We start from the raw sequence: 26,072 nt of genomic DNA, 5'->3' as shown, positions 1-26,072 counted from the left end.
CGCACAAAGGCGCAATCGAGACCCCCGTTCCACGCCCCCGGAGCGGGGGTCTTTCTTTGCCGCCGCCATTTGATGCGCGCGGCTTGCGATGTTGGGCTTTGAACCCTAGTGGGTATCGCCATGGCCGAAACAGTCACTATTGCATCGTGGAACATCAATTCCGTCCGCGCCCGTCTGGAAATCGTCGAGCGCTTCCTGGCAGAAGAAGGGCCGGACATCCTGTGCCTGCAGGAAACCAAGGTCGTCAATGACACCTTCCCGGCCGGACTGTTCCGGCAATATGGTTACAACCACCAAAAGCTGAACGGGCAGCCGATGCACCACGGTGTTGCCATCGTCAGTAAGATACCGATCCGCGAAGACGACCGGCTCGACTGGCAGGCGAACGGCGAAGCGCGGCACATTGGCGTGCGGCTGGACAATGGCGTGCGCGTGGAAAATGTCTACGTGCCCGCTGGCGGCGAAGAGCCGGACCGGACGATCAATCCCAAATTCGGCCAGAAACTCGACTTCATCGAACGCATGATCGAATGGTCGTCGAGCCTTTCGGACAAACCCACGATCCTGACGGGCGATTTCAACATCGCGCCGCTGGAATCGGATGTGTGGAGCCACAAGCAACTCATCAATGTGGTGAGCCATACACAGATCGAAATCGATCTCCTTGCCCGGTTGCAGGCGTCGCATGATTGGGTCGATCTGGGCCGCAAATTTTTCCCCGCGCCGGAACGGCTCTATACATGGTGGAGCTATCGCGCGCGCGACTGGTCGGAGAGCGATCGGGGACGACGCCTCGATCATATGTGGGTCAGCCCAGGACTGGCAGACAAAGCTGTCAGCCATCGCGTTGTCGAACCCATCCGAGGCTGGGCGCGCCCTTCGGATCACGTGCCCATCATCACCGAGTTTTCGTTCTGATCCGCGTATGACCGATGCGAAGGCCGCAGCCCGCGCCATAGATGCGCTGCGCCGGGGATGGCCGGTAACGGTCCGTGCCGATAGTGGATCGCTGACCGTCTTGGCTGTCGAAGGTGCCGACGCCGTTACGCTTGTAACCTTCGACCCCGACGGTCAGGCCGACATGCTTATCTCAGCAGCGCGCGCCGAAACTCTCAAACTCACCAATCAACGCGCTGCCGCCGACCCCGAAATGCCGGTACAGATCGCACGGGTGCCGTGGATCGACCGCGACGTGGCGATGGCCATTGCCGATCCGGTTCGCGATCTTGCGACCCCGCTCAAAGGCCCGTTCCATGCGCGCCCGCTGACCGCACCCGATGCAGCCGCAACGGCGCTGCGTTTGGCGCGACTGGCCGGTATTCTGCCCGCGTTCTTCGTGAGAGCCGAAGCGCATGGCGAGGCGGAAGTCAGCACGCAGGATGTCGCGGCATATGATGACGCAAAACGCCTGCTGATTGCCACCCGAGCGCGCCTGCCCGTGGCGGCGAGTGAGGACGCGGAGATCATTGCGTTCCGCAGTCCGGAGGAACCGCGCGAGCATGTCGCCCTGATCGTGGGCAAGCGCGATGCTTCGCCTCCCGTGGTGCGCCTGCATAGCGAGTGCCTCACCGGCGATGTGCTGGGATCGCTCAAATGCGATTGCGGCCCGCAATTGCACGAGGCGTTGCATCAGATCGCCGATGCCCCGTGGGGCGTGCTATTGTATCTGCGCCAAGAGGGGCGGGGTATCGGGTTGGTCAACAAGCTGCGCGCCTATGCCTTGCAAGATCAGGGATTCGACACGGTCGACGCCAACGTACGGCTCGGCTTTGCCATTGACGCGCGCGATTTTTCGGTGGCTGCGCGGATGCTCGATCTGCTGGGAATAGACACGGTGCGGCTCCTGACCAACAACCCGGCCAAGGTCGCGGGGCTGGAAGCAGCGGGCGTTACAGTGTCCGAACGACTGCCGCTTTCGATTACATCCAATCCACATAACGATCGCTATCTCGCCACCAAGCGCGACAGGACCGGGCACCAGTTGTGAGCATCATCCAGGTCGATAGCGCCGCGCGACGGTTGCGGTTCGGTCATCTGGATATCGCCTGCGCCATTGGAAAGAGCGGGGTGTGCGATGCCGGCGCAAAGCGGGAAGGGGATGGGTGCACACCGCTGGGTCGTTGGCCGGTGCGCGGAGTGCTGTTGCGGCGAGCGCGCTTGGCACTGAACAGAATGCCCCAAATTGCATGGCGTTGGACTCGACAAAACGATGGGTGGTCGGACGGCGTTGGCGATCCCGCCTATAATCGCCCCGTATACTTACCCCATGGCCACTCCGCCGAAACCCTGCAACGCGAAGATGAAGCCTATGACGTGATTATCGTGCTGGGCCATAACGATACGCCGCCGATACCGAACGCGGGCAGCGCGATATTCTTCCATTGCTGGGTCGAAGCGCGGCCGACCGAAGGCTGCGTCGCCATCGCAAAGGCCGATATGCTGGCTATTTTGCCTATGCTGGAGCCCGGCACGGTCGTGGATATACGTTAGGCGACCTGGCGGCGCTCCGTCACTTCGGTAAACTGTGCGCCGGCTGCTTCCAGCAGACGACGTTCGAGAGTCTGGATGCGCGCCTTACTCTCGATTTTTCCACCCAGCAGGTCGGTAACATAAAAGGTATCGACAGCCCGCTCGCCATAAGTCGCCACATGCGCACTATGGACAGTAACCTTCGACTGGAACAGCGCGTTAGCCAAGGCGAACAGCAGGGCAGGGCGGTCCCGAGCGTTCACTTCGACAACGGTAAAGCGATTGGAGGCCTTGTTATCGATCAATACGTTGGGGACTATGTGAAATGCTTCGGCGCGGGTGCGAGGCAAGGGCCGCGCTTCCAGCTTGGTGATCAGCTTATGGCGGTTCGCCAGCGCTTCCTCAATCATGCGTTTTATCCGCGCGAGCTGGTCATCACTGTCGAACCGCCCGCCAAAGGGATCCTGCACCAGAAAATTGTCGATAGCCATGCCGTCACGCATAGTGTGAATACGCGCGTCAATAATGTTGCCGCCCGCCAGATGAATCGCACCGGCGACGCGATAAAACAGACCGGGATGGTCGGCGGCATAAACGGTGACCAAAGTCGCGCCGCGTTGCGGATAGACTTCGGCGGCAATGGATAGCGCTTCCTTACCAGCCGCCATGACATGGCGAACGTTCTGCTGCAGAATGTCGTCCGGTTCCGCGATCCAATAGGATTCAGGGAATCGCTTCTTCAACCCGGCGAACACCTTGTCGGGCAGGCTCATCGCCGCCTGCAAAGCTTCCTGCTTTGCTTCCACCTTCTCGCGACGCCCGTTCTGCTTGTGTCCAAGACGCAGCACTTCTTCGGCTGCGTCGTAAAGGTCGGTCAGCAGTTGCCGCTTCCAGCTGTTCCAGACACCCGGACCAACCGCACGAATATCGACGACGGTCAGGATCAGCAGCAAGCGCAGACGCTCGGGACTTTGCACCACATCGGTGAAGTCCATAATTGTCTTATAATCCGACAAGTCGCGCTTGAACGACGTCGCCGACATCAGCAGATGATAGCGCACCAGCCATGCGACGGTCTCCGTCTCCGCTGCCGTCAGCCCAAGACGTGGGCATAGCGACAAAGCGACTTCGGCCCCCAATATGCTGTGGTCGCCGCCACGCCCTTTGGCGATGTCATGCAACAACACCGCCACATATAGTGCACGCCTCGACAGCAGCTTGTCCAAAAGCGCGGTGCACAATGGATGGTCGCCCTGGATTTCGCCCTTTTCAATACGCGCCAGCAAACCGACGGCGCGGATCGTATGCTCATCCACAGTATAGTGATGATACATATCGAACTGCATCTGCGCGACGACTCGTCCGAAATCAGGAATGAAGCGGCCAAAAACGCTGGCTTCGTTCATCCAGCGCAACACCGTTTCCGGATCGCGCGGCGAAGTGAGCACATCGAGGAAAGCGGCGTTCGCGCGCGAGTCTTTACGAATGCGGCGGTCGATCAAATGCGCGTCGCGGCTGGCGGCGCGAATGGCGGAAGGATGGATGGCAAGCCCATGACGATCCGCAACTGCAAATATCTCGACGAGCCGTACCGGATCGGTTTGAAAGAAATCATCGGAGGGGAGGGCGATCCGCCCCCGATCGAGAATGTAACCATCAAGCTTTTTGGGTCTTCGGAAGAAGCTGGGAACGTAGCGATGTCCACGCGCTGCAAGCCGATCATCCAGATGCGCGAGGAAAACCGCCGTCAGGTCACCCACGATTTTGGCGTTCAGAAAATAATAGCGCATAAAGCGCTCGACAGCAGACCGGCCATTGCGCGCCGAAAAATGCGTGCGTTCGGCAAGCTCGACTTGCATGTCGAACGTCAGTCGATCCTCCGCCCGACCGGTAATCATATGCAGGTGACAACGGACGGCCCACAAGAAGTCTTCCGCCTTTTGAAACTGACGCAATTCCTGCCGCGTTAACAGTCCCGCTTCGACAAGTTCAGCCACGGAATGAACGCGATTGACATATTTTCCGATCCAGAACAGCGTGTGCAGATCACGAAGGCCACCTTTGCCTTCTTTCACATTGGGTTCGACCACATAGCGGCTATCGCCCATCCGCTTGTGGCGCTCATCGCGTTCCTGTAATTTGTCGGAAACGAAGGCACGGCCCGTGTCCTTCACCACGTCCTCGTCGAAGCGCCGTGAAATTTCTTCATAAAGAGCGCGGTCACCCCAGATAAAACGCGCTTCGAGCAGGGCGGTGCGAATGGTGAGATCGCTCTTCGCCATACGGACGGTTTCATCGACGGAGCGGCTGCTGTGACCGACTTTGATGCCCAGATCCCAAAGCGAATAGAGCATGGATTCGATGACCTGTTCGGTCCATCCGGTAGGCTTCCAGGGCGTGATGAAGCCGATATCGACATCGCTGTGGGGCGCCATCTCACCGCGACCGTAGCCACCCACCGCAATCAACGTGAGCCTTTCGGAAGTGCTGCGGTTTCCGGCCGGATACAGATAGAGCGTCGTCGCGTCGTACAAGATGCGCAGAATTTGATCGATGAGGAAAGCAAAAGCCGAGACCGTTTCGCGCCCCCGCGTTGGATGTGCGGCAAGGCGCCGGGCAGCTTCCTCCCGACCCAGGTCTAGCGCGGTGCGCAATTCAGCGACAACGGCGTTTCGCACCGACTGTATGTCACGCCCTTCTTCGCCAGCAATCGCAGCAATCCGGTCAGCAACCAGGCGGCGATCGATAATGGCACGACGATTGGGAAGATTATCGAACAGGGTAGGCATCCGCGCTATGTAGGGCGTGTGCAGCGGCGAGGGAACCGCTGTTTCAACTATCGTCGAGCAAGGCCTTCAGGCGATAGAGCGCATCGAGTGCTTCGCGTGGGCTAAGTGCATCGGCATCGATAGCGGTTAGCGCCTCTCGAACAGGGTCGGCTGGGGGTGCGTCCTTAGCCATCGAAGCTGCAAACAGGGGCAAGTCGTCGAGACCTGCGGCAATTCCACCGGTCTTGGCTTTGCCTGCTTCGAGCCGCCCCAACACATCCTTCGCCCGCGCGAGAACTGCTGGAGGCAAACCCGCAAGGCGCGCCACAGCCAGACCGTAGCTTCGATCAGCCGGTCCCTTGGCCAGTTCATGCAGCAAGACCAGATCGCCTTTCCACTCCCGAGCGCGAACATGATGGAGGGACAATGCATCGAGCTTTTCGGCGAGGCGCGTCAGTTCATGATAATGCGTCGCGAACAAACAGCGGCAACGATTCACTTCGTGCACCGCCTCGACAACGGCCCATGCCAGCGCAAGTCCGTCATAAGTGGACGTTCCGCGGCCGACTTCATCAAGGATCACGAAACTGCGTTCGGTCGCTTGTGAGAGGATCGCGGCGGTTTCGACCATCTCTACCATGAAGGTGGAACGGCCCCGCGCCAGATTGTCCGATGCGCCAACACGGCTGAACAGGCGGTCAACAAGACTGAGGCGTGCGGACGTAGCTGGCACGAAGCTGCCCGCCTGCGCGAGAATAACGATCAGCGCGTTCTGGCGAAGAAAGGTCGACTTGCCGCCCATATTGGGACCGGTAACGAGCCATAGCCGGTCGACTTCCGAAAGGCAGCAGTTGTTGACCACAAAGGCCTGACCATTGCGCGAAAGCGCGTCCTCGACAACCGGATGGCGCCCGCCGACGATATCGAGGCAACGGCCTTCTGCAAAATCGGGACGGCACCATCCGCCTTCCGCAGCACGTTCAGCCAGTGCAGCGGCCACGTCAAAACGGGCAAGTGCGCGAGCGGCAGCGTCGATAGCGGATTTTCGCGCGAGAACAGCCTCGATCAGCTCTTCAAGATGCGCCGCTTCGGCGGCTAGCGCATGCCCCCCCGCCTGCGCGACGCGGCTTGCCTGTTCGTGCAAATCGATGGAGTTGAAACGCACTGCCCCGGCCAAGGTTTGGCGATGGGTAAATCCGCTGTCCTCGCGCATCAACGCATCACCGTGTTTGGCGGGAACTTCAACATGATAACCCAGCACGGCGTTATGCCGAATCTTGAGACTGCCAATGCCCGTCTGTTCCCGATAGCGCGCTTCGAGCGCAGCGATCGCCCGTCGGCCATCTCCGGCCATATTGCGCAGCTCATCGAGCGCCGCATCGTAGCCATCGGCGATGTATCCGCCATTTGCGCTTTCGGTCGGCGGGCTGGCGACCAGCGCCCGGGACAGATGATCCACCAAGGCAGCATGGCCATCCAGCGCGGGGAGAAGATCGTTGAGCAGGGCAGGGCGGTCCACCGATCGCATCAGACGTTCGCGCAACTGGCGCGCTTCGCCCAGTCCATCCCGAAGTTGGCCCAGGTCACGCGGCGACCCACGACCCATTGCAACGCGCCCGAGCGCACGACCGATGTCCGGCAACGACTGCAAAGCACTGCGCAGGTGGTCCCGTGCCCCCCCATCGCGGTGCAGCCATGCCACAAACGCCAACCGCGCATCGATCTGCCCACGATCAAGCAGCGGCGCCGCAAGATCAGCAGCGAGTAACCGCGCACCAGCGCCCGTAACAGTACGATCGATTGCCGCCAGCAGACTGCCGGCCCGCTGCCCCGCCATCGTCTGAACAATTTCCAGACTTTCGCGCGTTGCCGCATCGATCGCCATGTGCGCGTCCATACTGCGGTGCACCGGTGGCGAGAGGAAAGGCAGCGTCCCCTTGCCCGCATGATCGAGGTAACCCAGCAGGCCGCCCATCGCCGCCAGTTCCGCTCTAGAAAAAGTGCCGAAGCCGTCCAGCGTAGCGACGCCGAAATGCCGCTTCATCTGGGTCTCGGCCCGGCTGCTGTCAAACGCGGCGCGGTCGAACGGATGTGCGACCACGGAAAGGTCAAGCGAAAAGCCGATAGGTATAATCAGTTCGCTGGGCCGAAGCCGAGCGATCTCGGCTGAAAGCTGCGCCGCCGAAACGGCTACAGCTTCAAAACGACCATTCGAAATGTCAGCGGCGGCTATGCCATATTCCTGGCCGACCTGCGCCACCGCAACCAGCATGTTGTCGGTTCGGGCATCCAATAACGCATCTTCGGTCAGAGTCCCTGCCGTGACGTAGCGAACGATAGCACGCGCTACGAGCGATTTCGACCCACGCGCCTTGGCCTGGGCGGGACTTTCGGTCTGCTCGGCTATCGCAACCCGGTGACCGCCACGGATCAGACGCGCCAGATACATCTCGGAACTGTGGACGGGCACGCCGCACATAGGGACGGGGGCGCCATCATGCTCTCCACGTGAAGTGAGCGCGATGTCAAGGGTCGCCGCCGCCGCTTTTGCGTCGTCGAAGAACAGTTCGAAGAAGTCGCCCATGCGGTAGAATAGCAGACAATCGGGGGCTTCCGCCTTTAGCGTCAGATACTGGGCCATCATTGGCGTGGGAGGAGAACTGCTTTGTGCCATATGATCACGCGATAGCGGGTCCGGCACCGACGTGAAAGGGACAGAAATTTGCCGCAACGCTTGTCGAAAGCCTATCAAAGCCGCTAGGGCACCAATGAACACGGCGGCGAAGGAACAAGACACATGACCGAAAAATCGAACGTGGAGTTTTCGGAACGCGAAGCGTTGTTCTTCCACTCGAGCGGACGGCCGGGCAAGATCGAAATCATCGCTTCCAAACCAATGGCGACGCAGCGCGATCTGGCGCTGGCATATTCGCCCGGTGTGGCCGTACCGGTACGCGCGATCGCAGAAGATCCGGCGACCGCTTATGATTACACGGCCAAAGGCAATCTGGTGGCCGTCATCTCGAATGGCACTGCGATCCTCGGCATGGGCAATCTGGGTGCGCTTGCGTCCAAGCCGGTGATGGAAGGCAAGGCAGTGCTGTTCAAGCGCTTTGCCGATGTCGATTCCATAGACATTGAGCTCGACAGCGAAGACCCGCAGGCCATCATCGACGCCGTCGCATTGATGGAACCCAGCTTCGGGGGCATCAATCTGGAAGATATCAAGGCGCCTGAGTGCTTCATTATCGAACAGGCCCTGAAAGAACGGATGAAAATTCCGGTCATGCACGATGATCAGCACGGCACCGCGATCATCTGCGCCGCTGGCCTCATCAACGCACTCCACCTTACCGGCCGCGACATCAAGGACGTAAAGATCGTCGTCAACGGTGCCGGCGCGGCAGCAATCGCCTGTACGGAGCTGATCAAGGCAATGGGCGTGCCGCACGATCAGGTCATCATGTGCGACCGCAGCGGTGTCATCTATCAGGGGCGCGCCGAGAGCATGGACCAGTGGAAATCGGCCCATGCTGCCAAAACCGATGCCCGCACATTGGAAGAAGCGCTAAAGGGCGCAGACGTCTTCCTGGGCCTTTCTGCGGCTGGCGCGCTCAAGGGTCATATGGTCAAGGAAATGGCCGCACAGCCCATCATTTTCGCCATGGCCAATCCCGATCCGGAAATCACGCCACCTGAAGCCAAGGCTGCGCGTCCGGACGCCATCGTGGCGACAGGCCGGTCGGATTATCCGAACCAGGTCAATAACGTCATCGGATTCCCCTTCATCTTCCGCGGTGCGCTCGACGTGCGCGCCACCGCCATCAACGAAACCATGAAAATTGCCGCTGCGCAGGCCATTGCCGCGTTGGCCCGCGAAACCGTGCCTGAAGAAGTTGCCAAAGCCTATGGCAAGCAGCACAGCTTTGGCACCGATTACATCATTCCCGCGCCATTCGATCCACGCCTGATGGAAATCGTGCCTGCGGCGGTCGCACAAGCCGCGATGGACAGCGGCGTCGCGCAAAAGCCGATTACCGATATGGCGGCCTATCGCCAGTCGCTCAAGGCACGCCTCAATCCAACCACCTCGGTCCTGACGCTTGCGTATGAAGGCGCAAAGGCCGAACCCAAGCGTGTAGTCTTTGCCGAAGGTGAAGAGGAAGTGGTGCTGCGCGCCGCGATCCAGTTCCGTGACGGCGGTTATGGCATTCCGGTCCTTGTCGGACGGCAGGATGTTTACGACCGGCTGCGCGCATTGGGCGTCAGCGATCCCCACAGCTTCGAAGTGCATAACAGCGTAAACTCGCCGCTGGTGCCCAGGATGGTGGACTTGCTCTATCAGCGTCTGCAACGTCGCGGCTATCTGTATCGCGATTGCGAGCGGATGGTGAACCGGGATCGCAACATCTTCGGCGCGCTGCTGCTAAAGCTCGGCGAAGCCGAGGCCATGATCTCCGGCGTGACCCGCACCTATTCGCAAACGATGCGCGAAGTGCGTCGGGTAATAGACCCTGCGCCGGGCCGGACGCCCTTTGGCATTCACGTTCTCGTTGGGCAGAGCCATACGGTGTTCATGGCCGACACCACAGTCAACGAACGTCCCACTGCGGCAGAACTGGCCGACATAGCGATTGATACGGCAGCTGTGGCGCGGCGCATGGGGCATGATCCGCGCGTGGCGTTCCTATCCTACTCGACCTTTGGCAATCCATCGGGCAACTGGTTGAACAACCTGCGTGAAGCCGTTGCCATTCTGGACGAGCGCAGTGTCGACTTCGAATATGAAGGCGAAATGGCGCCCGATGTGGCGCTGAACCCGGCCGTCATGAAGAATTACCCTTTCAGCCGCTTGTCCGGTCCCGCCAATGTACTGGTGATGCCCGGGCTGCAATCGGCGAACCTGTCGGCCAAGCTGCTGCGTGAGCTTGGTGGCGATTCGGTGATTGGGCCAATGCTCGTCGGTCTGGAAAAGCCAGTGCAGGTCGCTACGATGGCCTCGACGGCCAGCGAACTGGTGACGCTCGCTGTGCTGGCAGCTGGCGGGATCGCACTGTAATCTGAAAAGGCGGCGGCGGTTAGAATGATAGCCGCCGCCTTTATCCTACCCAGTCTCGGCGGAGAGATTTTGCCGCCAGAGCCATTAGCAACGCCGCAAGCAGATAGAAGCTGAGCGCCGCGAGAATGGCGTATCGCAATGCTTCCGCGCCGTAGCTTGCCGTCAGCGCGTCCGACATCGCGCCCAGGATCATCGTCCCTAAGCCGATACCTATCAGATTGTTGATGAACAGGAAGGACGCGGACGCTGTCGCACGCATCTGCGGCGGGACCAGATGCTGGATCGCGCTGAGGACAGGACCGAGCCACACATAAGAAAGCGCCTGCGGCAACAGAAAGAGCAAGAACGCTGCCGTCACCGAAGACGATAATACGCCCGCTGCAAAGAAGGGAACGGCCAGCAGATAAGCGATGGCGGGGACACGCACATAACCGGCCTTGTCCCGCGATCCCATCCAGTCACCCAGCCAGCCGCCGGCAAGCACACCCACGACCCCACCCAGCAGCAGCACTGCGCCATAGAATTGCGATGTCTGGACAAGATCGAGACCGAAGCTGCGCTGCATCAGGCTGGGCAGCCAGAAGGCGATGCCATAGCCGCACATCGAGCTGCACGATGCGCCAAAGGAAATCAGCCAGAAGCTGGGCTTTCGCGCAAGTATCCCGAACGCAGCGCTCATAGGTGCCTTTTCGACGGGAGCGGTATCGAATTGCCCCTTTGCCGGTTCACGCACGATCAGGCGAAACAGCGGGGCGATAACAACGCCTGCGATGCCCACGGCGATGAAAGCGCTGCGCCATTCGACGAGCGCGGCAACATATCCGCCCAGTAATACGCCAGCGGCCGATCCCAGCGGGATGCCGAGAGAGTATATGGACAACGCCCGTGCGCGTTCATGGCTGGGAAAATACTCGGCGATGACCGCATAGGACGGCGCTACGCCACCAGCTTCTCCCACCCCGACGCCCAAACGGAACAGGAAAAGCTGCAGAAAGCTGGTAGCCATACCGCATAACGCTGTAAATCCGCTCCATATCGTCAGCGAGATCGTAATGACCCACGTTCGACTGGTCCGATCGGCCAGCAATGCCAAGGGAATCCCAAGCGTGGAATAGAGCAGCGCAAAGGCGATACCGCCCAGCGCGCCCAGTTGCGTATCAGTGAGGTTCAACTCGGCCTTGATTGGCCCGGCGAGTATTCCCAAAATTTGCCGGTCGAGGAAATTGAAGGTGTAGACGAGCAGCAGCATCGCCAAAACCACCGCACGATAGCGACGGCTGGGGGCAATGGCCGGAGCAGTTTGCATTTCGACTGCCTTCATTCTTCAATTTCCCCGCGTAAACCAGATACGCCGGATGGGAAACATGTCCCACCTGGCGCATACATACTGGATCGCGGTATCAGAACTTGACCGAACCGGTAACGAAGACCTGACGCGGATTGCCATAATAGGCCGTCAGCACGCCTTCGCGACCCAGGGTCGGGATCAGCGCACCGGCCCCTGTCCGATTGAAGTTGCCGGTGTCGGGGTTCTGGCTGAGGAAATTATAACCCGACACGATATACTTCTTGTTCGTGAGGTTGCGGCCGTGGACGCCCAGCGAGAAGCGGTCGCCTTCCGAACTCCACACCAGGCTGGCGTCCCACAAGGCGAACTTGCCCTGATCGAGACCCGGCGTACGCAATTCGAACTGCTGACTGGCACTGCGATAGGCAAGTGTCGAACTGGCGTTCAGGTTGCCACTGCCGATCGGCGTAGAATAGGCAAGCGTGCCACTCGCCGTCCATTTGGGCGTGTTCTGGAACTTGCGGCGATCCGCAACGTCGATACCGCGTGAGTCGATGAACCGCTTATATTTGGCGTCGATGTAGCCCAATGCCCAGTTGAAGTTCAGGCGATCGCCTTCCGTTCCGAAATCGCGGGCAATGGCTAGATTGCCTTCATATTCGATGCCGCGAATACGCGCTTTGCCTGCGTTCGTGGTGACCCCGATGAATGTCTGCTGCCCATTGATGATTGCACCCACGGAACCGGGTACCTGCACATCGCTATAATCCGCATGAAAAGCCGCCAGCGCCATCGTCAGGCGACGGTCGAACAAAGACGCCTTGTAACCGACTTCATAGCTTTCGACGGTCTCCGGATCGAAGGAGAGGAAATCGAAAATTTCCTGATAGCTGCGCACACCATCACGATTGGTGTCTGGCGCAGCAGTGCTTACGCCGCGCGGGTCGAAGCCGCCGCCCTTGAAGCCCTTGGCATAGCTGGCGTAGATCGTGTGGTCAGGCGAAGGCTTGAAGCTCACCGATGCACGCGGCGTAAATTCCTTGAACGTCTTGTCGCCGGTGAAGTCGGACGTGGTGGCAAACAATGTGCCATTGCCCCCAAAGAACGGGGAACCTCCCCCCAGATAAGTACGGCGCAGAACGGTCGAGCTGCGCTTGTCCCACGTGTAGCGGCCGCCGACCGACACGCTAAACATCTGGCTGAGATCGTAGGTAAAGTCGCCGAAGATCGCGAAGGTTTCCGTGTCCACGTCGCCGAATGTCAATGCCGTCACGCCATTGGGGAGGCGCACATCGAACGCGGTGCGCGCATTGGCATCCAGGAAGTAACCCCCGATCAATCCGTTGAACGGGCCGGCGTCGATCAGCAACTGCAGTTCCTGCGAAAACTGCTTATTGTTGTAGAAAGCAGGGACGTCGACATCGACCGCCGCCAATGAATCGAAGTCGATCGGGGTTGCGCTGTCATCTTTGCGATAGGCCGTGATGCTGCGCACCGTGAACATGTCAGTGGGTTTCAGTTCAGAGAACAACGAAACGCCCCATGCTTCGATATCCTGCTTGGGATCGAGCAGCCCGCCACGTGTATCATAGACATCGTTTAGAACCGGAGCGCCGGTGAACAGGCCGGGAATAAGCCGATGCCCGCCACGTGGATTGCTCTTGTCCTTGGTATAGTCGCCGGTCAGGCGGAAGAATGCATCTTTCGCTTCGACCTGTGCCGTCAGACGACCTGCCCAGACGTCCTTGTTATAATTGTCGTCACCCGTCGTAAGGTTATCGCCGAACCCGCCACGGCTGAGGCGCGCGACTGCGCCGCCCAGTTTCAGCGTACCGTTGCCTACAGGCGTGCTCGCCGTGATGACACCATCCGCCTGATTATAACTGCCGTACGTGCCGCGTATCTTCAGCATGGGATCATCACCCAGCCGCTTCGTCACATATTTAACCGCGCCACCAATGGTGTTGCGTCCATAAAGCGTGCCCTGTGGTCCACGCAGCACTTCGATCCGTTCGACGTCGTAGATATCCAGCACCGCAGCCTGTGGACGGTTGAGATACACGTCGTCCAGATAAAGGCCCACGCCCGCTTCGAACCCGGCAACAGGATCCTGCTGACCCACGCCACGGATGAAGGCCGTCAATGTCGAATTGGTGCCGCGCGAAGTTTCGAGAGTGACATTAGGGGAAGAATTGGAAATGTCGGTGATGTCGATGGCACCGGTGCGCTCCAACGTGTCCCCGGAGATCGCGGTTACTGCAATCGGGACATTCAAAAGGCTTTCTTCGCGACGCCGTGCCGTAACAACGATGCCGCCGTCGTCATCCGAAACACCCGCTTCCTGCGCAACGACCGGGGACGTCAGGATGCCGCAACATGCCACCGACGCCAGAGCCAATGTACGAACGGCCGAAATACCAACGGAATGACGCAAAGCCATCATGTAATCCTCTCCCTGAAGGCACCCTGTTTGTAACTGCGCGTTACGGGTTGCCAGTTGCTTTCAAATCCAATACTGAAAGTTGAACCACCTTTCAACTTGAAAATGGAAAGGGGGTCGCGTGGGCAAAAAATGCGACAAATTAGCCACGCAGTGTAAACGAGCACAGGTTCCGGCTGGCGATCCTGTTCGGTTACATACGTATCGCATGGGAGAGTGAAGGCGGATGAAGGTTGAGGAACCATCGGCTGATGCGAAGGCACCGCGCACCGCGCGTGGCGAACGCACACGTCGCGCGATACTGAATGCGGCCGCCGCTGAATTTGGCGAAAAGGGCTTCCATGAAGGGTCGATCAGCGGGATCACACGTCGGGCCGGCTGTGCGCTGGGAAGCTTCTACACCTATTTCGATACGAAAGACGCTGTATTCCGCGCATTGGTCACCGACATGTCGGCACAGGTGCGCGACTATGTCGGACCCCGCATTGCCGCCGCGCCGGATCAGATCGCAGCGGAGAAAGAAGGCTTACTCAGCTTTCTGGAATTCGCCCGTGCGCACAAGGAAATTTACCGGATCATAGACGAGTCCGAGTTCGTTGATCAGGCGGCCTATCGAACGCACTACGAAACCACCGCCGAACGCATTACGAGCCGCCTGAAAACTGCTGCCGAACGAGGTGAAGTCCGCTCAGACGTCAACGAAGTCCATGCGTGGGCGATTATGGGGATGAACGTTTTTCTGGGCCTGCGCTATGGCGTGTGGGACGAAAGCGAAACTCCCGAAGACGTTGCCCGGATCGCAAACGACATGCTCGCGCGAGGTATCGGCGCTTAACGTCGCAGCAGGAACACCGCATGCTGCGCGAACAGGTTTGCATTGGTATGCGTGGTTTCCTTGACGCCATTCAGAAACCACTGACCGTCGATCGACCAGCCACGATCCTTCACCAGTGCCCGAAAATCGTCGATCGTCAGGTGGTGGATGTTGAGTGTGTCGTACCAGGTATCCGGTAGCAGCCGTGTCACCGGCATACGACCGCCAAAGGCCAGCGACAGTCGGCCGCGCCAGTGCGCGAAATTGGGGAAGCTGACAAACGCCTGACTGCCGATGCGCATCAGTTCCTCCACAACCCGGTCGGGGCGGCGCGTCGTCTGCAGCGTCTGGCTCAGGATCGCATAATCGAAACTCCCTTCGCCATAATAATGCAGGTCTGTGTCCGCGTCTCCCTGGACCACCGATAGCCCGCGCCCAACCGCCGATGCCACATTGACCGGGTCGATCTCCAACCCGCGTGCGTCGACGTTGCGCTGGTCGCGGAGCGCCGCCATCAGCGCACCATCGCCGCAGCCGACATCCAGCACCCGTGCGCCGGGCGTGACATTGCGCGCAATCAGCGCCAGATCTGGGCGTAGCACCTCTATCTCTGTTCCCCCGCTCGCAAGAAGCCGTCGACTACGCGATTGAGTTCCGGTGCCTCAAGCAGGAATGCATCGTGACCGAAAGGGCTGGCAAGTTCGACGAAACTGGCTTGCGCGCCCGACGCATTGAGCGCGTGGACGATGACACGCGATTCCGCTGTGGGATACAGCCAGTCAGTATCGAAGCTAACCACGCAAAAGCGCGCTTTCGTTTTGGCAAAGGCACGGGCGAGGCTGCCCTCGTGATCCTCGGCAATGTCGTAATAGTCCATGGCGCGAGTGATATAGAGATAGCTGTTCGCGTCGAACCGCTCGACGAAGCTCAGTCCCTGATGCCGCAAATAGCTTTCCACTTGGAAATCCGCGTCGAAGCCGAACGTCTTTTGCCCACCGGGACTATCGGGGCGCGCCTGAAGCCGACGCCCGAATTTTTCCGTCAGCCCAGCTTCGGAAAGATAGGTTATGTGCGCGGCCATGCGTGCGACCGCCAGTCCCGCGCTTGGGACATCACCATCGGCATAATAGTCGCCACCGCGCCAGCGTGGATCGGCCATGATCGCCTGCCGCCCCACTTCGTGAAACGCGATATTCTGTGCGCTGTGTCGAGCAGTCGATGCGATGACGACCGTCGATTCGACCCGCTCAGGGAATATTGTCGGCCAGGTCAGCGCCTGCATCCCGCCCATCGACCCACCGATGACGGCCCGCAGCCGATCTACGCCCAGATGATCGAGCAGCAATGCCTGCGCCCGCACCATGTCGCCAATGGTGATGACGGGAAAGCGCATCGCATAGGGTTCATCCCTCGTCGGATCGACGCTGGCGGGGCCGCTCGATCCCATACAGCTGCCCAGCACATTGGCACACACGATGAAGTGTCGGGAGGGATCCACCGGCTTGCCTTCGCCAACCATGCGCCACCACCAACCGGGCTTGCCGGTCAGCGGATGCTGTGAGGCGACATACTGATCGCCAGTAAGGGCATGGCACAGCAGAATCGCATTCGACCGGTCCACGTTAAGCGTCCCGTACGTCTCATAGGCGATATCCACGGGCGTCAAAATCGCACCGCTGTCCAGCCGTAGCGGGCCGGACAAGCGCACCTGCCGGGCAAGGCCGAAGCGGCTGTCGCTGGATGCAGGGACGGTAGCCATATCTGGCCGCTAGGGTGCGCGGAGAAAGCTGTCAATCATTGCACCACACCGATTCGGCTCCCTTTGCGTAGCGCAGGCTTTCCCGCTAAAGCGCGGGCCATGACAAAGACCGCATCACCGACATTGAATTCGCCGCAACCCAAGGACTGGATCCTGGGTATTTCCGCTTATGTACCGGGTAAGGCATCGAGCGCCGATGGCCGCCCGCTCATCAAGCTTTCCGCCAATGAAAACCCTTTGGGAACCGGCGATAGCGCCCGTGCCGCATTTGATGCGGCGAGTGTAGACCTCACCACCTATCCCGATCCCGGCGCAACCCGGTTACGCGAAGCGATAGGCGCCAAGCATGGTTTGGATCCTGCGCGTATCATCTATGGTACCGGTTCGGACGAACTGCTGCACCTCGCCGCCAGCGCCTATGCAGGACCGGGCGATGAAGTGTTATACGTGCGCTATGGCTTTTCGGTGTATGATATCGCCGCGCGGCGTGTCGGCGCAACACCGGTTGTCGCACCTGATCAGGACTATGCGACCGATGTCGACGCGCTGTTGGCGGCGGTGACCGACCGCACCCGTGTCGTCTTTCTTGCCAACCCGAATAACCCGACAGGCACCATGACGTCAGCCGCCGAAATCGCGCGCCTTCATGCCGGATTGCGATCGGACATATTGCTGGTTCTCGATCAGGCCTATGCCGAATATCTGGAGCCCGAAGAGGACGATGGCGGGCTGGCGTTGGCGCGCGTCGCAGGCAATGTCTTCGTGACACGTACTTTCTCGAAGATTCATGGGCTTGCCGCAGAGCGCATCGGCTGGGGTTATGCCGCGCAGCCGGTGATAGACGTGCTGCATCGCATCCGTGCGCCATTCAATGTAACGACGGCTGGGCAGGCCGCTGCGGCTGCGGCGATAGCGGACGATGCATGGATCGACGCAAGCCGCGCACATAACACGCGCTGGCGCGAATGGCTGGCGGCGGAAATGACGGCACTGAGCAATCATGGACTGCGCGTCGTGCCGAGCAAGGCGAATTTCCTGCTCATTCTGTTCGAAGGCACGCTGACGGCCGAAGAGGCACTGAACGGATTGATGGCCGAAGGCTATGCGACGCGCTGGCTGCCGGGGCAGGGGCTTTCCAACGGTCTGCGCATCACCATCGGCACCGAGGACCAGACACGCGACGTCGCGCGCATCGTCCGTAGCCTGGTGGAAGCGGCCTGATGTTGCCTTTTGCCCGTGTGACGATCATCGGCCTGGGCTTGATCGGATCGTCGCTCCTGCGCGCGATCCGCGCGGAGATGCCAACCGTAATACTCACCGGGCACGATGCGAGCGCGGAAGTGCGAGAGACCGCGCGGCGGATCGGCTTGGCCGACGACATCACCGATACGGCAGGCGCAGCCGTTACGGATGCCGATTTGGTGATACTGTGCGTGCCGGTGGGTGCAATGGCGGCAGTCGCCACTGACATTGCGGACGACCTGCCCGCCGATGCGATCATATCCGACGTAGGATCGTGTAAGGCGGAGATACTTGCCGCTTTGACGGCTGCGCTCCCCAATAATCCGATTATCCCGGCGCACCCCGTCGCAGGCACCGAAAACAGCGGACCGGAAGCGGGCTTTGCCAGCTTGTTCAAAGGTCGCTGGTGCATCATCACGCCACCAGCGGACGCCAATCCTGTCGCCGTCGAGCGCGTATCGGAATTGTGGAAGCGAATCGGTGCAGACGTCGAAATCATGGATGCCGCGCATCACGATCTGGTGCTCGCCGTTACCAGCCATTTACCGCATCTCATTGCCTACACCATTGTCGGCACGGCCAGCGATCTGGAAAACGTGACGCGATCCGAAGTCATCAAATATTCCGCAGGCGGCTTTCGTGACTTCACGCGCATCGCGGCTAGCGATCCGACCATGTGGCGCGACGTATTCCTGTCTAACAAGGAAGCGGTGCTGGAAATGCTTCAGCGATTTTCAGAAGATCTGTCTGCCTTGCAGCGCGCGATCCGCTGGAATGATGGTGACGCACTATTCAACCTCTTCACCCGCACGCGCGCCATTCGCCGTTCGATCATCGAAGAGGGGCAGGACGATCCCGCGCCCGATTTCGGCCGCGCGCATAGCTGAGTCCTAAAAGCCGATCTCGGCCGCATAATCGGGATCGGACAGTGCCGTCAGGCGCCGGGCTGCTCGGCGGGCAAATCGTAATGTTTCCGCCTTGCGCCGCGCTGCCGCCAGCAGCTCCGTCGGGGCAGGCCGGATGATTTCCGCATCATATTGGTCCGCGACGATCAACCCGGTGCGGGTTGGCCATAGCACTTCACTTTCGAACGGCGCCAAATCAAAGCCCGCCGGCACAGCCCAGAAATAGCGATCGCAATATTCGAAATAGTCCGCCCACTTCGCGTCACCCAGCAAGTCAGCGCGGCTGCACTTGATTTCTACGATGACGATATGCCCTGCCAGATCGATCGCCATGATGTCGGCGCGGCGCCCGTTGGGCAAAGGCACTTCGGAAATACCGAACAGATCGTGGCGCTGAAAGAGTCGAAGAACCCCGCGCGTGACGGCCAGCGCCGTTCCCGGAGGGCAATCTGTAAGAATGGAAGCCATGCTTCACATTAGAACAGGAAGTGAACAAATAAAAGGCCGATTCCGGTATCCCGGCTCGGCCTTTTTTTGCTCTCCCCGCATTCCCACGACCTCTGTCAGCAAAAGCGACGGGCCGGGGCAGCTATCTCAGCGATAGAAGATGTGATTATCGATGGAGGCCAGCCGTGCTTTGCCCCAACCGGGGGATACGCGACGCGCATGAAAGAACAGGGCGCCTTCGGCTGGGTTCTTCCAGGCATCGTTGATCGCGATTTGGGAAATGGCGACAGCTTCGTGCCAGTCGCGGGTCTGCGTGCTCGGCTGCGGTATGCTGCCGCCACGCACGAAGCTGAACTGGCTGGGCTGACGCACGACGCCGCACAAGCTGTCCGCAAAGCGGCCCGAGCGGGCGCGATTGATGATGACGCGAGCTACGGCGAGCTGCCCAGTCAGGCTCTCGCCTTTCGATTCATAATAGACGGCACTGGCCAGGCAGCGCATATCGTCATTGATGTCAGCGGGAAGCGTCTGCTCGTCGACCAGCTCAGCAAGCGAGGACGCAGTCTGGGCGTCCTGGGAAACATTTGCCGACTGGGACGTTGATGTCGTGCTGGTAGGCTGAACCACTTCCTGCGGCGCGGCGAAGGTAACGCCTGCAGCCTGAGGAGCGGTTGAATTGGGAAGCGCGCGGAGTGTAACGGGAATAGTCTCGTTAGATCCTGCCGCTTGGGAAGCGTCACTTGCCATTACAGCGGCAAGTGCAGACAAAGTAAATGCGGCCAGTGTTGCGGCCTTCAAACGGAAACTCATTCTAACCCAGAATAATGCGGTGAGTCGGCCAGGACACCGTGCCCGTATCGAGCTTATCTTGCGTCCGGTCGCCCCCCGTCTGCGTGTTTACCGTTTTCGCCCCCCATTGAACGAAATTGCGGCAACCTGCGCGTTGGCGTGGGCGCGCCTATGAATGGACCGTTCCGGGGAGTCAACGATCAACAGAGCGATTCAGCGGCCAACCGTTCCGCATCCGCGATATCAAGCTCTATTAACCATAGATCGGGATCGGACCTGCGACGACGGGCAATATATTCTGCCATCTCGTGCGGCGCTGAGCTCTCCTTTGGCCCACAGGACGCAAGTGTGTAGCCCCCAGTGTAATCCGAAATACGCTCAAACAGGCCGGTTTGTTCGCCTTTTTCCAAACATTGCAGCAGGATAATGCCACTGATCGGATCGCCGCGATGGAGGACCATGGCAAAGCCTCCCTCATTTTGCACCCGCCTGATAAGTGCACCTACCAGCATATGGGTGGCCAAACGCGCGGTCATGCTGCGGTGCGGTATCCTGGCAAGGATGACAGCGGAAATTGCGACCGCATAAAAGTGCCGGTGCCGCGCCCGACTTCCTCGCCTTCACTGTCGATCAGGCTCGCTTCGGCCACATAGACCCGGCGCTTCCCGCTGATCCAGCGCCCTTCGGCACGCAATCGCCCCGGATGAATCGGGCGCGTAAATAGTAGGTTGAAACTTGTGGTCAGAAGGAAGCGATCGCTGACCAGGCTGTTCGCAGCGTAAAAAGCCGCATCGTCCAGCATCTTGAAATACACGGTGCCATGTACGGCACCGGCAGCATGGAACAGCGTTTCATCAACGTCGAAGTCGATATGCGATACGCCCGCATTCGAGATCGTCAAATCGGAACGAAACAAGCTATTGATGGGCGCCGAACGATAGAGCTGCTCCAGCGCACGAAAATGCGCTGCTTCCCCACTGGGCGGCCTAGCGTCGTCAGGCAGCGTCACGAGCCTCATTACCCGAAAGCAAAGCGAACAGCGCTTCACGAGATCCGACACCCCGGAGTCGTGCAATCTGTGCATCGTTACGCAGGTAGCGTGACACCCGCGCCAACGTCTTCAAATGCTCAGCCCCGCTATCGAGAGGTGAAAGAAGAGCGAACACCACATCCACCGGCGCGTTATCCACCGCGTCGAATGGAATGGCAGATTCCAGCAAAATCACCAGACCGCATACCCGATCCAGCCCCGGAATCTTGGCATGGGGAATACCGACGCCACCGCCAAAACCGGTCGAACCCAGACGTTCACGCTCAGTCAATCGATCGAACACAACGTCTGCAGCCAAACCATAATTGGTGGCCGCCATGTCTCCCAATTTCTGGAAAAGTTGCTTCTTGCCGCTGACCGAAACGCTGGTAGCCAGCGCTTCAGGCGTTAATATATCGTCAAAATGGACCATGTCGTACCTAATGGGGTCAATCGCACATTCTATAACGACCGGTGTTGACCAATCCTGAACGCCATCGCTGAACCAAAGCATGGCCCGTAGACCCCGACGGCCAGAACGTCAATAAAGGTGGGCCGGAACAATGATGTCCCGGCCCCATACAAGCTATTATACGCGAGGTTCGACCCAGCCAATGGTCCCATCGTTACGCCGATACACCATGTTATAGGCAGACGTGCCCGCGTTGAGAAACAGCAACGCATTGGTGTTGCGCAGGTCGAGCATCATCACCGCGTCAGACACCGATGCCTCGGGAATATCGACCCGCGTTTCCGCGACGATCAATGGCGCGTCCGAAGGCTCCTCATTGTCCTCAGGCTGTGCAAAAACCGTGTAACCTGCGCCATCGAACGCAAGGGCATCCACACCGTTACTGCGCTTGTCTTCCGCGGCTGCGGTCTGCGTATGGCGATCCTTGAGGCGTCGCATATAGCGACGAAGCTGCTTTTCGATGCGGTCAGCCGCCTGATCGAAAGCAACATGCGCATCCTGGGCTTCGCCGGCACCCTTAAGGATGAGGCCAGTCATCACATGGGAAACGATATCGCAATGGAAAGCGCCATGCGGCGCCGTGCTGAAAGTCACTTGCGCGGAAATGGCGCGCGCGAAATATTTCTCGGCCACCGCTTCGAGCCGCGTCCAGACGTGCTGCTTGAGCGCGTCGCCCGTGTCGACCTGATGTCCGGAAACACGAATATCCATTTTGCCTTCTCCTTCTACGAGCCGGTCCGTCGGGGAAGACGGGCCGGTGAACGTTCCGGACCGACCCAGGAAGGGCAAGTCCGGATATATACGGAGCAGCCAATCAGGCCGCTGCCCCGCTTAGCCAGAGCGGCTTGTCGAGCGTTGCGATGAACGCTGCATGTCGCTCCAGTTCCTCGGCACTGGCGCAATGCGGCCGTGCCGGACGGACCGGACGAACGGTCGAAACAAGGCTGCGTTCCATCGCGTCAGCCTGTCCGGTACCTTCGTCGGCCAGTATGAGACCGATCTGTCTTCCCCCGGTCAATTCGATGTAAAGTTGCGCAAGCAGTTCCGCATCGAGCAGCGCGCCATGCTTGACACGATGGCTGCGGTCGATGCCGTAACGGGTGCAAAGGGCATCAAGGCTATGCTTGGCACCGGGGTGCAGCATCCGTGCCATCGCCACTGTGTCCACCATGCGATCCAAGGAAATCGGATCGCGAGCAATCAGTTTCAGCTCATGATTTAAGAAACCGAAATCGAACCGGGCATTATGTGCGACCAGCGGTGAATCGCCCAAAAACTCCAGCAACGCACCCGCGCCGTGCAGGAACAGGGGCTTGTCGCTCAGAAACGTATCGGACAAGCCGTGAATGGCTTCTGCACTGGCGGGCATGGAACGTTGCGGATTAAAATAAGCGTGGAACGTTTCCCCGGTCGGGACGCGATTGACGAGTTCTATACACCCGATCTCTACAAGCCGGTCGCCGCTGGCGGGGTCGAAACCCGTGGTTTCGGTATCGAATATGATTTCGCGCATAGGCCTTCCGACTCTGGAAGGATACTATCGGCCCGCTTTGGCATGAAGGCAAGCGACGAGACGACGGACCTGCGCGCGTGTGCGATCGAATGTCGTACCGGTATCGACGAGATAATCCGCGCGACGCCGCTTTTCCGCATCGGGCGTCTGCAGATGTCGGATGCGACGAAACTTGGCCGGCGTCATGCCGGATCGCGCCAAGACGCGCTTGCGCTGTTTCCAGGCCGGAGCGGTGACCACGATAACACCCTCCAGTTTCGCCTGCACATGCGTTTCAAACAACAGCGGAATATCCAGAACGACTAGTCGCCGCGCTCGGTTTCGTCGCAGAAAGGCCGCTCGGGATTGCTGAACCGCCGGATGGACAATAGCTTCCAGTGCCTTGAGTTCATGGGGGTGGCCAAACACGGCCGCGCCCAGCTTCGGGCGGTCGACACCTTGCGGACCGGTGGTGCCGGGAAAGCGCGCCTCTATCGCGGCAAGGATCGCCCCGCCCGGCCCTTGCAACCTGTGCACTTCGGCGTCGGCATCGAACACCGGCACACCCTGTTGCCGCAGCATCGCGGCAACCGCGGATTTCCCCATGCCGATCGATCCTGTCAAACCCCAGACTTGCGCCATAACGTTCTCGATCAGGCCGTCAGCAAGGCGCGCAGTTCGGCGTCATGCTCGCGCGGCGCGTCGGCGTCGAAGAATATGTCGAAGGCCAGCGCCGCCTGCCCGATCAACATTTCCAGTCCATCGACCGTAGCAAGGCCGCGCGCCTTCGCCGCCGTGAGCAAGCCTGTTTCCAGCGGTGCGTAGACGATGTCATAAACAAGGGCGCTCGTCGGTTGGGCCGATAGATCGAGATCGAGTGGTGGCTGACCGAACATACCCAACGATGTGCTGTTGATAACCAGATCGACGGGTGGAAGGATCGCGTCCATTGCGATGACTGTGCCGGTCATTCCGGCACGATCCAGCAAGGCTTGCCCTTTGGTCGCGTCACGCGCCATGATGGTGATCGTCTTGACGCCAAATGTCGAGAGCGCGAACAGGATCGCGCGCGCCGCGCCGCCCGCACCGATCAGCAGAGCATGCTCACCCTTCCACTTGCGGACGACCAGCGCCTGAAGAAAGCCGCCGGCATCGGTATTAGTGCCGATGAGCGGACCGCCGGTTTCGCTCGCAATCGTGTTCATCGCACCGATCCGGTCGCGCACGCCACCGGGATCGTCGGTATAATCCATCACTGCGATCTTATGGGGAATCGTGACATTGCAGCCCAGCCAGTCGGGATCGGCGCGACGCTGCAGGAAATAGGCCGACAGGCCTTCGGGTTTCACATGCGTCTTGCGATATTCCGCTTCGATCCCGAGCTTTTCCAGCCAGAAATTGTGGATCAGAGGCGACTTGCTGTGCTGAATCGGATCGCCGATCACTTCGGCATAGGGCATGTTCTGGGTCATGCGCGCAGAAACCCACGGACGCGCAGGAAGTCAAGCAGGGGGAGCAACGGCAGCCCCTGAATCGCGAACTGGCTCCCTTCGACGCGGGAGAAGAGTTGCGCGCCCGGTCCTTCGATCCGATAGCAGCCTACGCACCAGCGGCAATCTTCCCAATCTTCTCCCAGATAGCCATCGATGAAATCGGGTGAGAGAGGCCGTACGGTCATCTTCACACGTTCGATATGCCGCCACACCGGCGTCCCGCCCTGCGCGATGACTGCCGCGCTGTGGAGATAATGTGTGCGACCTGACAGTAGCATCAGGATACGTCGGGCATCAGCTTCGTCGATGGCCTTGTCTATCATTTCGCCATCGTCGAGGCTTAGCGTCTGGTCGCACCCAAGGACGAGATCGCCGGGCGCGCGGCGCGATACCCGCAAGGCTTTAAGTTCGGCCAAGGCATCTGCAAGCGCCCGCGCATCCAGCCCATCGGCGCGCAACGCTTCCTTGGCCGCATCTTCGTCCACACCGGGTGCCACGGCATCGAAAGGTACGCCTGCCGCTGTCAGCAATGCGCGACGGCTGCTGCTTTGCGAGGCCAGTATCAGGGAAGCACTCATGCGGTTTTCGGTTCGCCTTCCTTCAGCACACGTTCGTTGAACAGGTTAATGATCGCCGCCGCTGCTTCCTCGATCGATCGGCGCGTCATTTCGATCACTGGCCAGCCATTATCCGCGAAAATCCGCCGAGCAAAGGCGACTTCGGCTTGTACTCGGTCGAGATCGACATAAGGGGTTTCGGGCGCCTGATTCAATGAAAGCAATCGGTTACGCCGCACCTGCACCAGCCGGTCCGGGCTGATGGTGAGGCCCACCACCATGGGATGCTTGAGCCGATAGAGACTCTCAGGCGGCGGAGATTCAATCACGAGGGGAATATTGGCCGTCTTGTACCCGCGATTGGCCAGATAGATCGACGTCGGGGTTTTCGATGCGCGTGACACGCCGGCCAGCAGAATATCGGCTTCTTCCCAATTTTCATGCCCCACTCCATCGTCATGCGCGATGGTAAACTGGATCGCTTCGATCCGCGCGAAATAGGCTTCGTCGAGAATATGTTTGCGGCCAGGCCGATTGCGCGTTTCCTGTCCCAGAATGTTGGACATCGCGTCGGTTACCGTATCGAGCGCGGCTACGTGCGGAAGGCCAAGCGCGCGACACCGGTTCTCGAGCTTACGCCGCAAGTCGCTGTTCGCCAGCGTAAAGAGCACCAGCCCCGGATTGTGGGAAATTTCCTCCATGATCCGGTCGAGATGCAATTCGGATCGGACCATCGGCCAGAAATGGCGGATCGCCTCAACATTTTCGAACTGCGCGATCCCCGCCTTGGCGATGTTCTCCAGCGTTTCGCCCGTGGAGTCCGACAGAAGGTGAAGATGCAGCCGCGTCATGGTGCGACTCTGTTGGGGAACTGTGGATAAAGCAAGGGACGAAACCGTGGATGGAAAAGTCGCCCGATTTGCTCCGCACTGCCCGCAAAACAATCCACAGCCCCCCAACAGGCCGATATTTTCATCCACAGCCTGTGGATAACGGGGGTAAGTGGAACGACTCTGTCCGGAATCTTGAACTTTGCAGAGTCAAACTG

24 protein-coding genes are annotated in these 26,072 nt (G+C 59.7%); 7 read left to right on the top strand and 17 right to left on the bottom strand.

What is annotated here, in order from left to right; genetic code table 11:
- The first annotated feature begins 120 nt into the window (after nt 1-120).
- The 3 genes from LQ220_RS00595 to LQ220_RS00585 are packed head-to-tail and all read left to right on the top strand — an operon-like array spanning nt 121 to nt 2,490.
- Complete coding sequence (locus tag LQ220_RS00595) at nt 121-918, top strand: exodeoxyribonuclease III (RefSeq protein ID WP_230186353.1); 798 nt, start codon at nt 121-123, stop codon at nt 916-918.
- A gap of 7 nt (nt 919-925) precedes the next feature.
- Nucleotides 926-1,987, top strand: a complete 1,062-nt coding sequence (gene ribA / locus LQ220_RS00590; protein ID WP_230186352.1) for a GTP cyclohydrolase II — start codon at nt 926-928, stop codon at nt 1,985-1,987.
- Entirely contained in the window at nt 1,984-2,490 is a 507-nt protein-coding gene (locus LQ220_RS00585) for a L,D-transpeptidase family protein (protein ID WP_230186351.1), read from the top strand. Before ribA ends, LQ220_RS00585 begins: the two co-directional genes overlap by 4 nt.
- Here LQ220_RS00585 and LQ220_RS00580 read toward each other — a convergent pair.
- Nucleotides 2,487-5,258, bottom strand: a complete 2,772-nt coding sequence (locus LQ220_RS00580; protein ID WP_230186350.1) for a [protein-PII] uridylyltransferase — start codon at nt 5,256-5,258, stop codon at nt 2,487-2,489. The two genes, LQ220_RS00585 and LQ220_RS00580, sit on opposite strands and share 4 nt — an antisense overlap.
- Before the next feature lie 43 nt (nt 5,259-5,301).
- A complete protein-coding gene (mutS, locus tag LQ220_RS00575; protein WP_230186349.1) occupies nt 5,302-7,911 on the bottom strand; it encodes a DNA mismatch repair protein MutS in 2,610 nt (869 codons plus the stop codon).
- Nucleotides 7,912-8,034: 123 nt separating this feature from the next.
- On the opposite strand from mutS, the gene LQ220_RS00570 reads away from it, so the two are divergent.
- Nucleotides 8,035-10,296, top strand: a complete 2,262-nt coding sequence (locus LQ220_RS00570; RefSeq protein ID WP_230186348.1) for an NADP-dependent malic enzyme — start codon at nt 8,035-8,037, stop codon at nt 10,294-10,296.
- Nucleotides 10,297-10,336: 40 nt separating this feature from the next.
- Here LQ220_RS00570 and LQ220_RS00565 read toward each other — a convergent pair whose 3' ends face one another.
- Both LQ220_RS00565 and LQ220_RS00560 read right to left on the bottom strand, forming a co-directional pair.
- Complete coding sequence (locus LQ220_RS00565) at nt 10,337-11,617, bottom strand: MFS transporter (protein WP_230186347.1); 1,281 nt, start codon at nt 11,615-11,617, stop codon at nt 10,337-10,339.
- A 79-nt stretch (nt 11,618-11,696) separates the two neighbouring features.
- Nucleotides 11,697-14,024: a TonB-dependent receptor gene (locus LQ220_RS00560; RefSeq protein ID WP_230187209.1), complete on the bottom strand. Its 2,328-nt coding sequence runs from the start codon at nt 14,022-14,024 to the stop codon at nt 11,697-11,699.
- Nucleotides 14,025-14,250: 226 nt separating this feature from the next.
- On the opposite strand from LQ220_RS00560, the gene LQ220_RS00555 reads away from it, so the two are divergent.
- A complete protein-coding gene (locus LQ220_RS00555; protein ID WP_230186346.1) occupies nt 14,251-14,859 on the top strand; it encodes a TetR/AcrR family transcriptional regulator in 609 nt (202 codons plus the stop codon).
- Here the strand turns inward: LQ220_RS00555 and metW are convergent.
- The gene (gene metW, locus LQ220_RS00550) at nt 14,856-15,446 is read right to left on the bottom strand and encodes a methionine biosynthesis protein MetW (protein WP_230187208.1); all 591 of its coding nucleotides are present in this window, start codon (nt 15,444-15,446) and stop codon (nt 14,856-14,858) included. The two genes, LQ220_RS00555 and metW, sit on opposite strands and share 4 nt — an antisense overlap.
- Entirely contained in the window at nt 15,443-16,597 is a 1,155-nt protein-coding gene (locus LQ220_RS00545) for a homoserine O-acetyltransferase (protein WP_230186345.1), read from the bottom strand. The genes metW and LQ220_RS00545 overlap by 4 nt, the downstream gene beginning before the upstream one ends.
- A gap of 99 nt (nt 16,598-16,696) precedes the next feature.
- Here LQ220_RS00545 and LQ220_RS00540 point away from each other — a divergent pair, with 99 nt between their 5' ends.
- Both LQ220_RS00540 and LQ220_RS00535 read left to right on the top strand, forming a co-directional pair.
- The gene (locus LQ220_RS00540) at nt 16,697-17,818 is read left to right on the top strand and encodes a histidinol-phosphate transaminase (RefSeq protein WP_230186344.1); all 1,122 of its coding nucleotides are present in this window, start codon (nt 16,697-16,699) and stop codon (nt 17,816-17,818) included.
- Nucleotides 17,818-18,726: a prephenate/arogenate dehydrogenase family protein gene (locus LQ220_RS00535; protein WP_230186343.1), complete on the top strand. Its 909-nt coding sequence runs from the start codon at nt 17,818-17,820 to the stop codon at nt 18,724-18,726. Before LQ220_RS00540 ends, LQ220_RS00535 begins: the two co-directional genes overlap by 1 nt.
- 3 nt (nt 18,727-18,729) lie before the next feature.
- Here the strand turns inward: LQ220_RS00535 and LQ220_RS00530 are convergent, their stop codons facing one another.
- The 11 genes from LQ220_RS00530 to LQ220_RS00480 all read right to left on the bottom strand — a co-directional run bounded on the left by LQ220_RS00530 (nt 18,730) and on the right by LQ220_RS00480 (nt 25,875).
- Nucleotides 18,730-19,212 carry an MmcB family DNA repair protein gene (locus LQ220_RS00530; protein WP_230186342.1) on the bottom strand — a complete coding sequence of 161 codons (483 nt, stop codon included), beginning with the start codon at nt 19,210-19,212 and terminating at the stop codon, nt 18,730-18,732.
- A 126-nt stretch (nt 19,213-19,338) separates the two neighbouring features.
- Complete coding sequence (locus LQ220_RS00525) at nt 19,339-20,001, bottom strand: cell wall hydrolase (protein ID WP_230186341.1); 663 nt, start codon at nt 19,999-20,001, stop codon at nt 19,339-19,341.
- A 179-nt stretch (nt 20,002-20,180) separates the two neighbouring features.
- Complete coding sequence (locus LQ220_RS00520) at nt 20,181-20,516, bottom strand: DUF1491 family protein (protein WP_230186340.1); 336 nt, start codon at nt 20,514-20,516, stop codon at nt 20,181-20,183.
- Nucleotides 20,513-20,998 carry a PaaI family thioesterase gene (locus LQ220_RS00515; protein WP_230186339.1) on the bottom strand — a complete coding sequence of 162 codons (486 nt, stop codon included), beginning with the start codon at nt 20,996-20,998 and terminating at the stop codon, nt 20,513-20,515. Before LQ220_RS00515 ends, LQ220_RS00520 begins: the two co-directional genes overlap by 4 nt.
- The gene (locus LQ220_RS00510; protein ID WP_230187207.1) at nt 20,976-21,443 is read right to left on the bottom strand and encodes a PTS sugar transporter subunit IIA; all 468 of its coding nucleotides are present in this window, start codon (nt 21,441-21,443) and stop codon (nt 20,976-20,978) included. The genes LQ220_RS00515 and LQ220_RS00510 overlap by 23 nt, the downstream gene beginning before the upstream one ends.
- 156 nt (nt 21,444-21,599) lie before the next feature.
- Nucleotides 21,600-22,193, bottom strand: coding sequence for a ribosome-associated translation inhibitor RaiA (gene raiA, locus LQ220_RS00505; protein WP_230186338.1), 594 nt, complete (start codon nt 22,191-22,193; stop codon nt 21,600-21,602).
- A gap of 103 nt (nt 22,194-22,296) precedes the next feature.
- Nucleotides 22,297-22,995, bottom strand: coding sequence for a DNA polymerase III subunit epsilon (gene dnaQ / locus LQ220_RS00500; RefSeq protein ID WP_230186337.1), 699 nt, complete (start codon nt 22,993-22,995; stop codon nt 22,297-22,299).
- Between the two features lie 24 nt (nt 22,996-23,019).
- Entirely contained in the window at nt 23,020-23,616 is a 597-nt protein-coding gene (coaE, locus tag LQ220_RS00495) for a dephospho-CoA kinase (protein ID WP_230186336.1), read from the bottom strand.
- A gap of 11 nt (nt 23,617-23,627) precedes the next feature.
- Nucleotides 23,628-24,446 carry a shikimate dehydrogenase gene (gene aroE, locus LQ220_RS00490; protein WP_230186335.1) on the bottom strand — a complete coding sequence of 273 codons (819 nt, stop codon included), beginning with the start codon at nt 24,444-24,446 and terminating at the stop codon, nt 23,628-23,630.
- Nucleotides 24,443-25,045, bottom strand: a complete 603-nt coding sequence (locus LQ220_RS00485) for a Maf family protein (protein WP_230186334.1) — start codon at nt 25,043-25,045, stop codon at nt 24,443-24,445. Before LQ220_RS00485 ends, aroE begins: the two co-directional genes overlap by 4 nt.
- Nucleotides 25,042-25,875, bottom strand: a complete 834-nt coding sequence (locus LQ220_RS00480; protein WP_230186333.1) for a pyruvate, water dikinase regulatory protein — start codon at nt 25,873-25,875, stop codon at nt 25,042-25,044. Before LQ220_RS00480 ends, LQ220_RS00485 begins: the two co-directional genes overlap by 4 nt.
- Nucleotides 25,876-26,072: the final 197 nt, after the last annotated feature.

Source organism: Sphingobium sp. CECT 9361 (genome assembly GCF_918741285.1).
In the GTDB taxonomy this organism is placed as follows: Bacteria; Pseudomonadota; Alphaproteobacteria; order Sphingomonadales; family Sphingomonadaceae; genus Sphingobium.
Note: the sequence above shows the minus strand (reverse complement) of the source record. Positions and strands in the feature narration are given on the sequence as shown.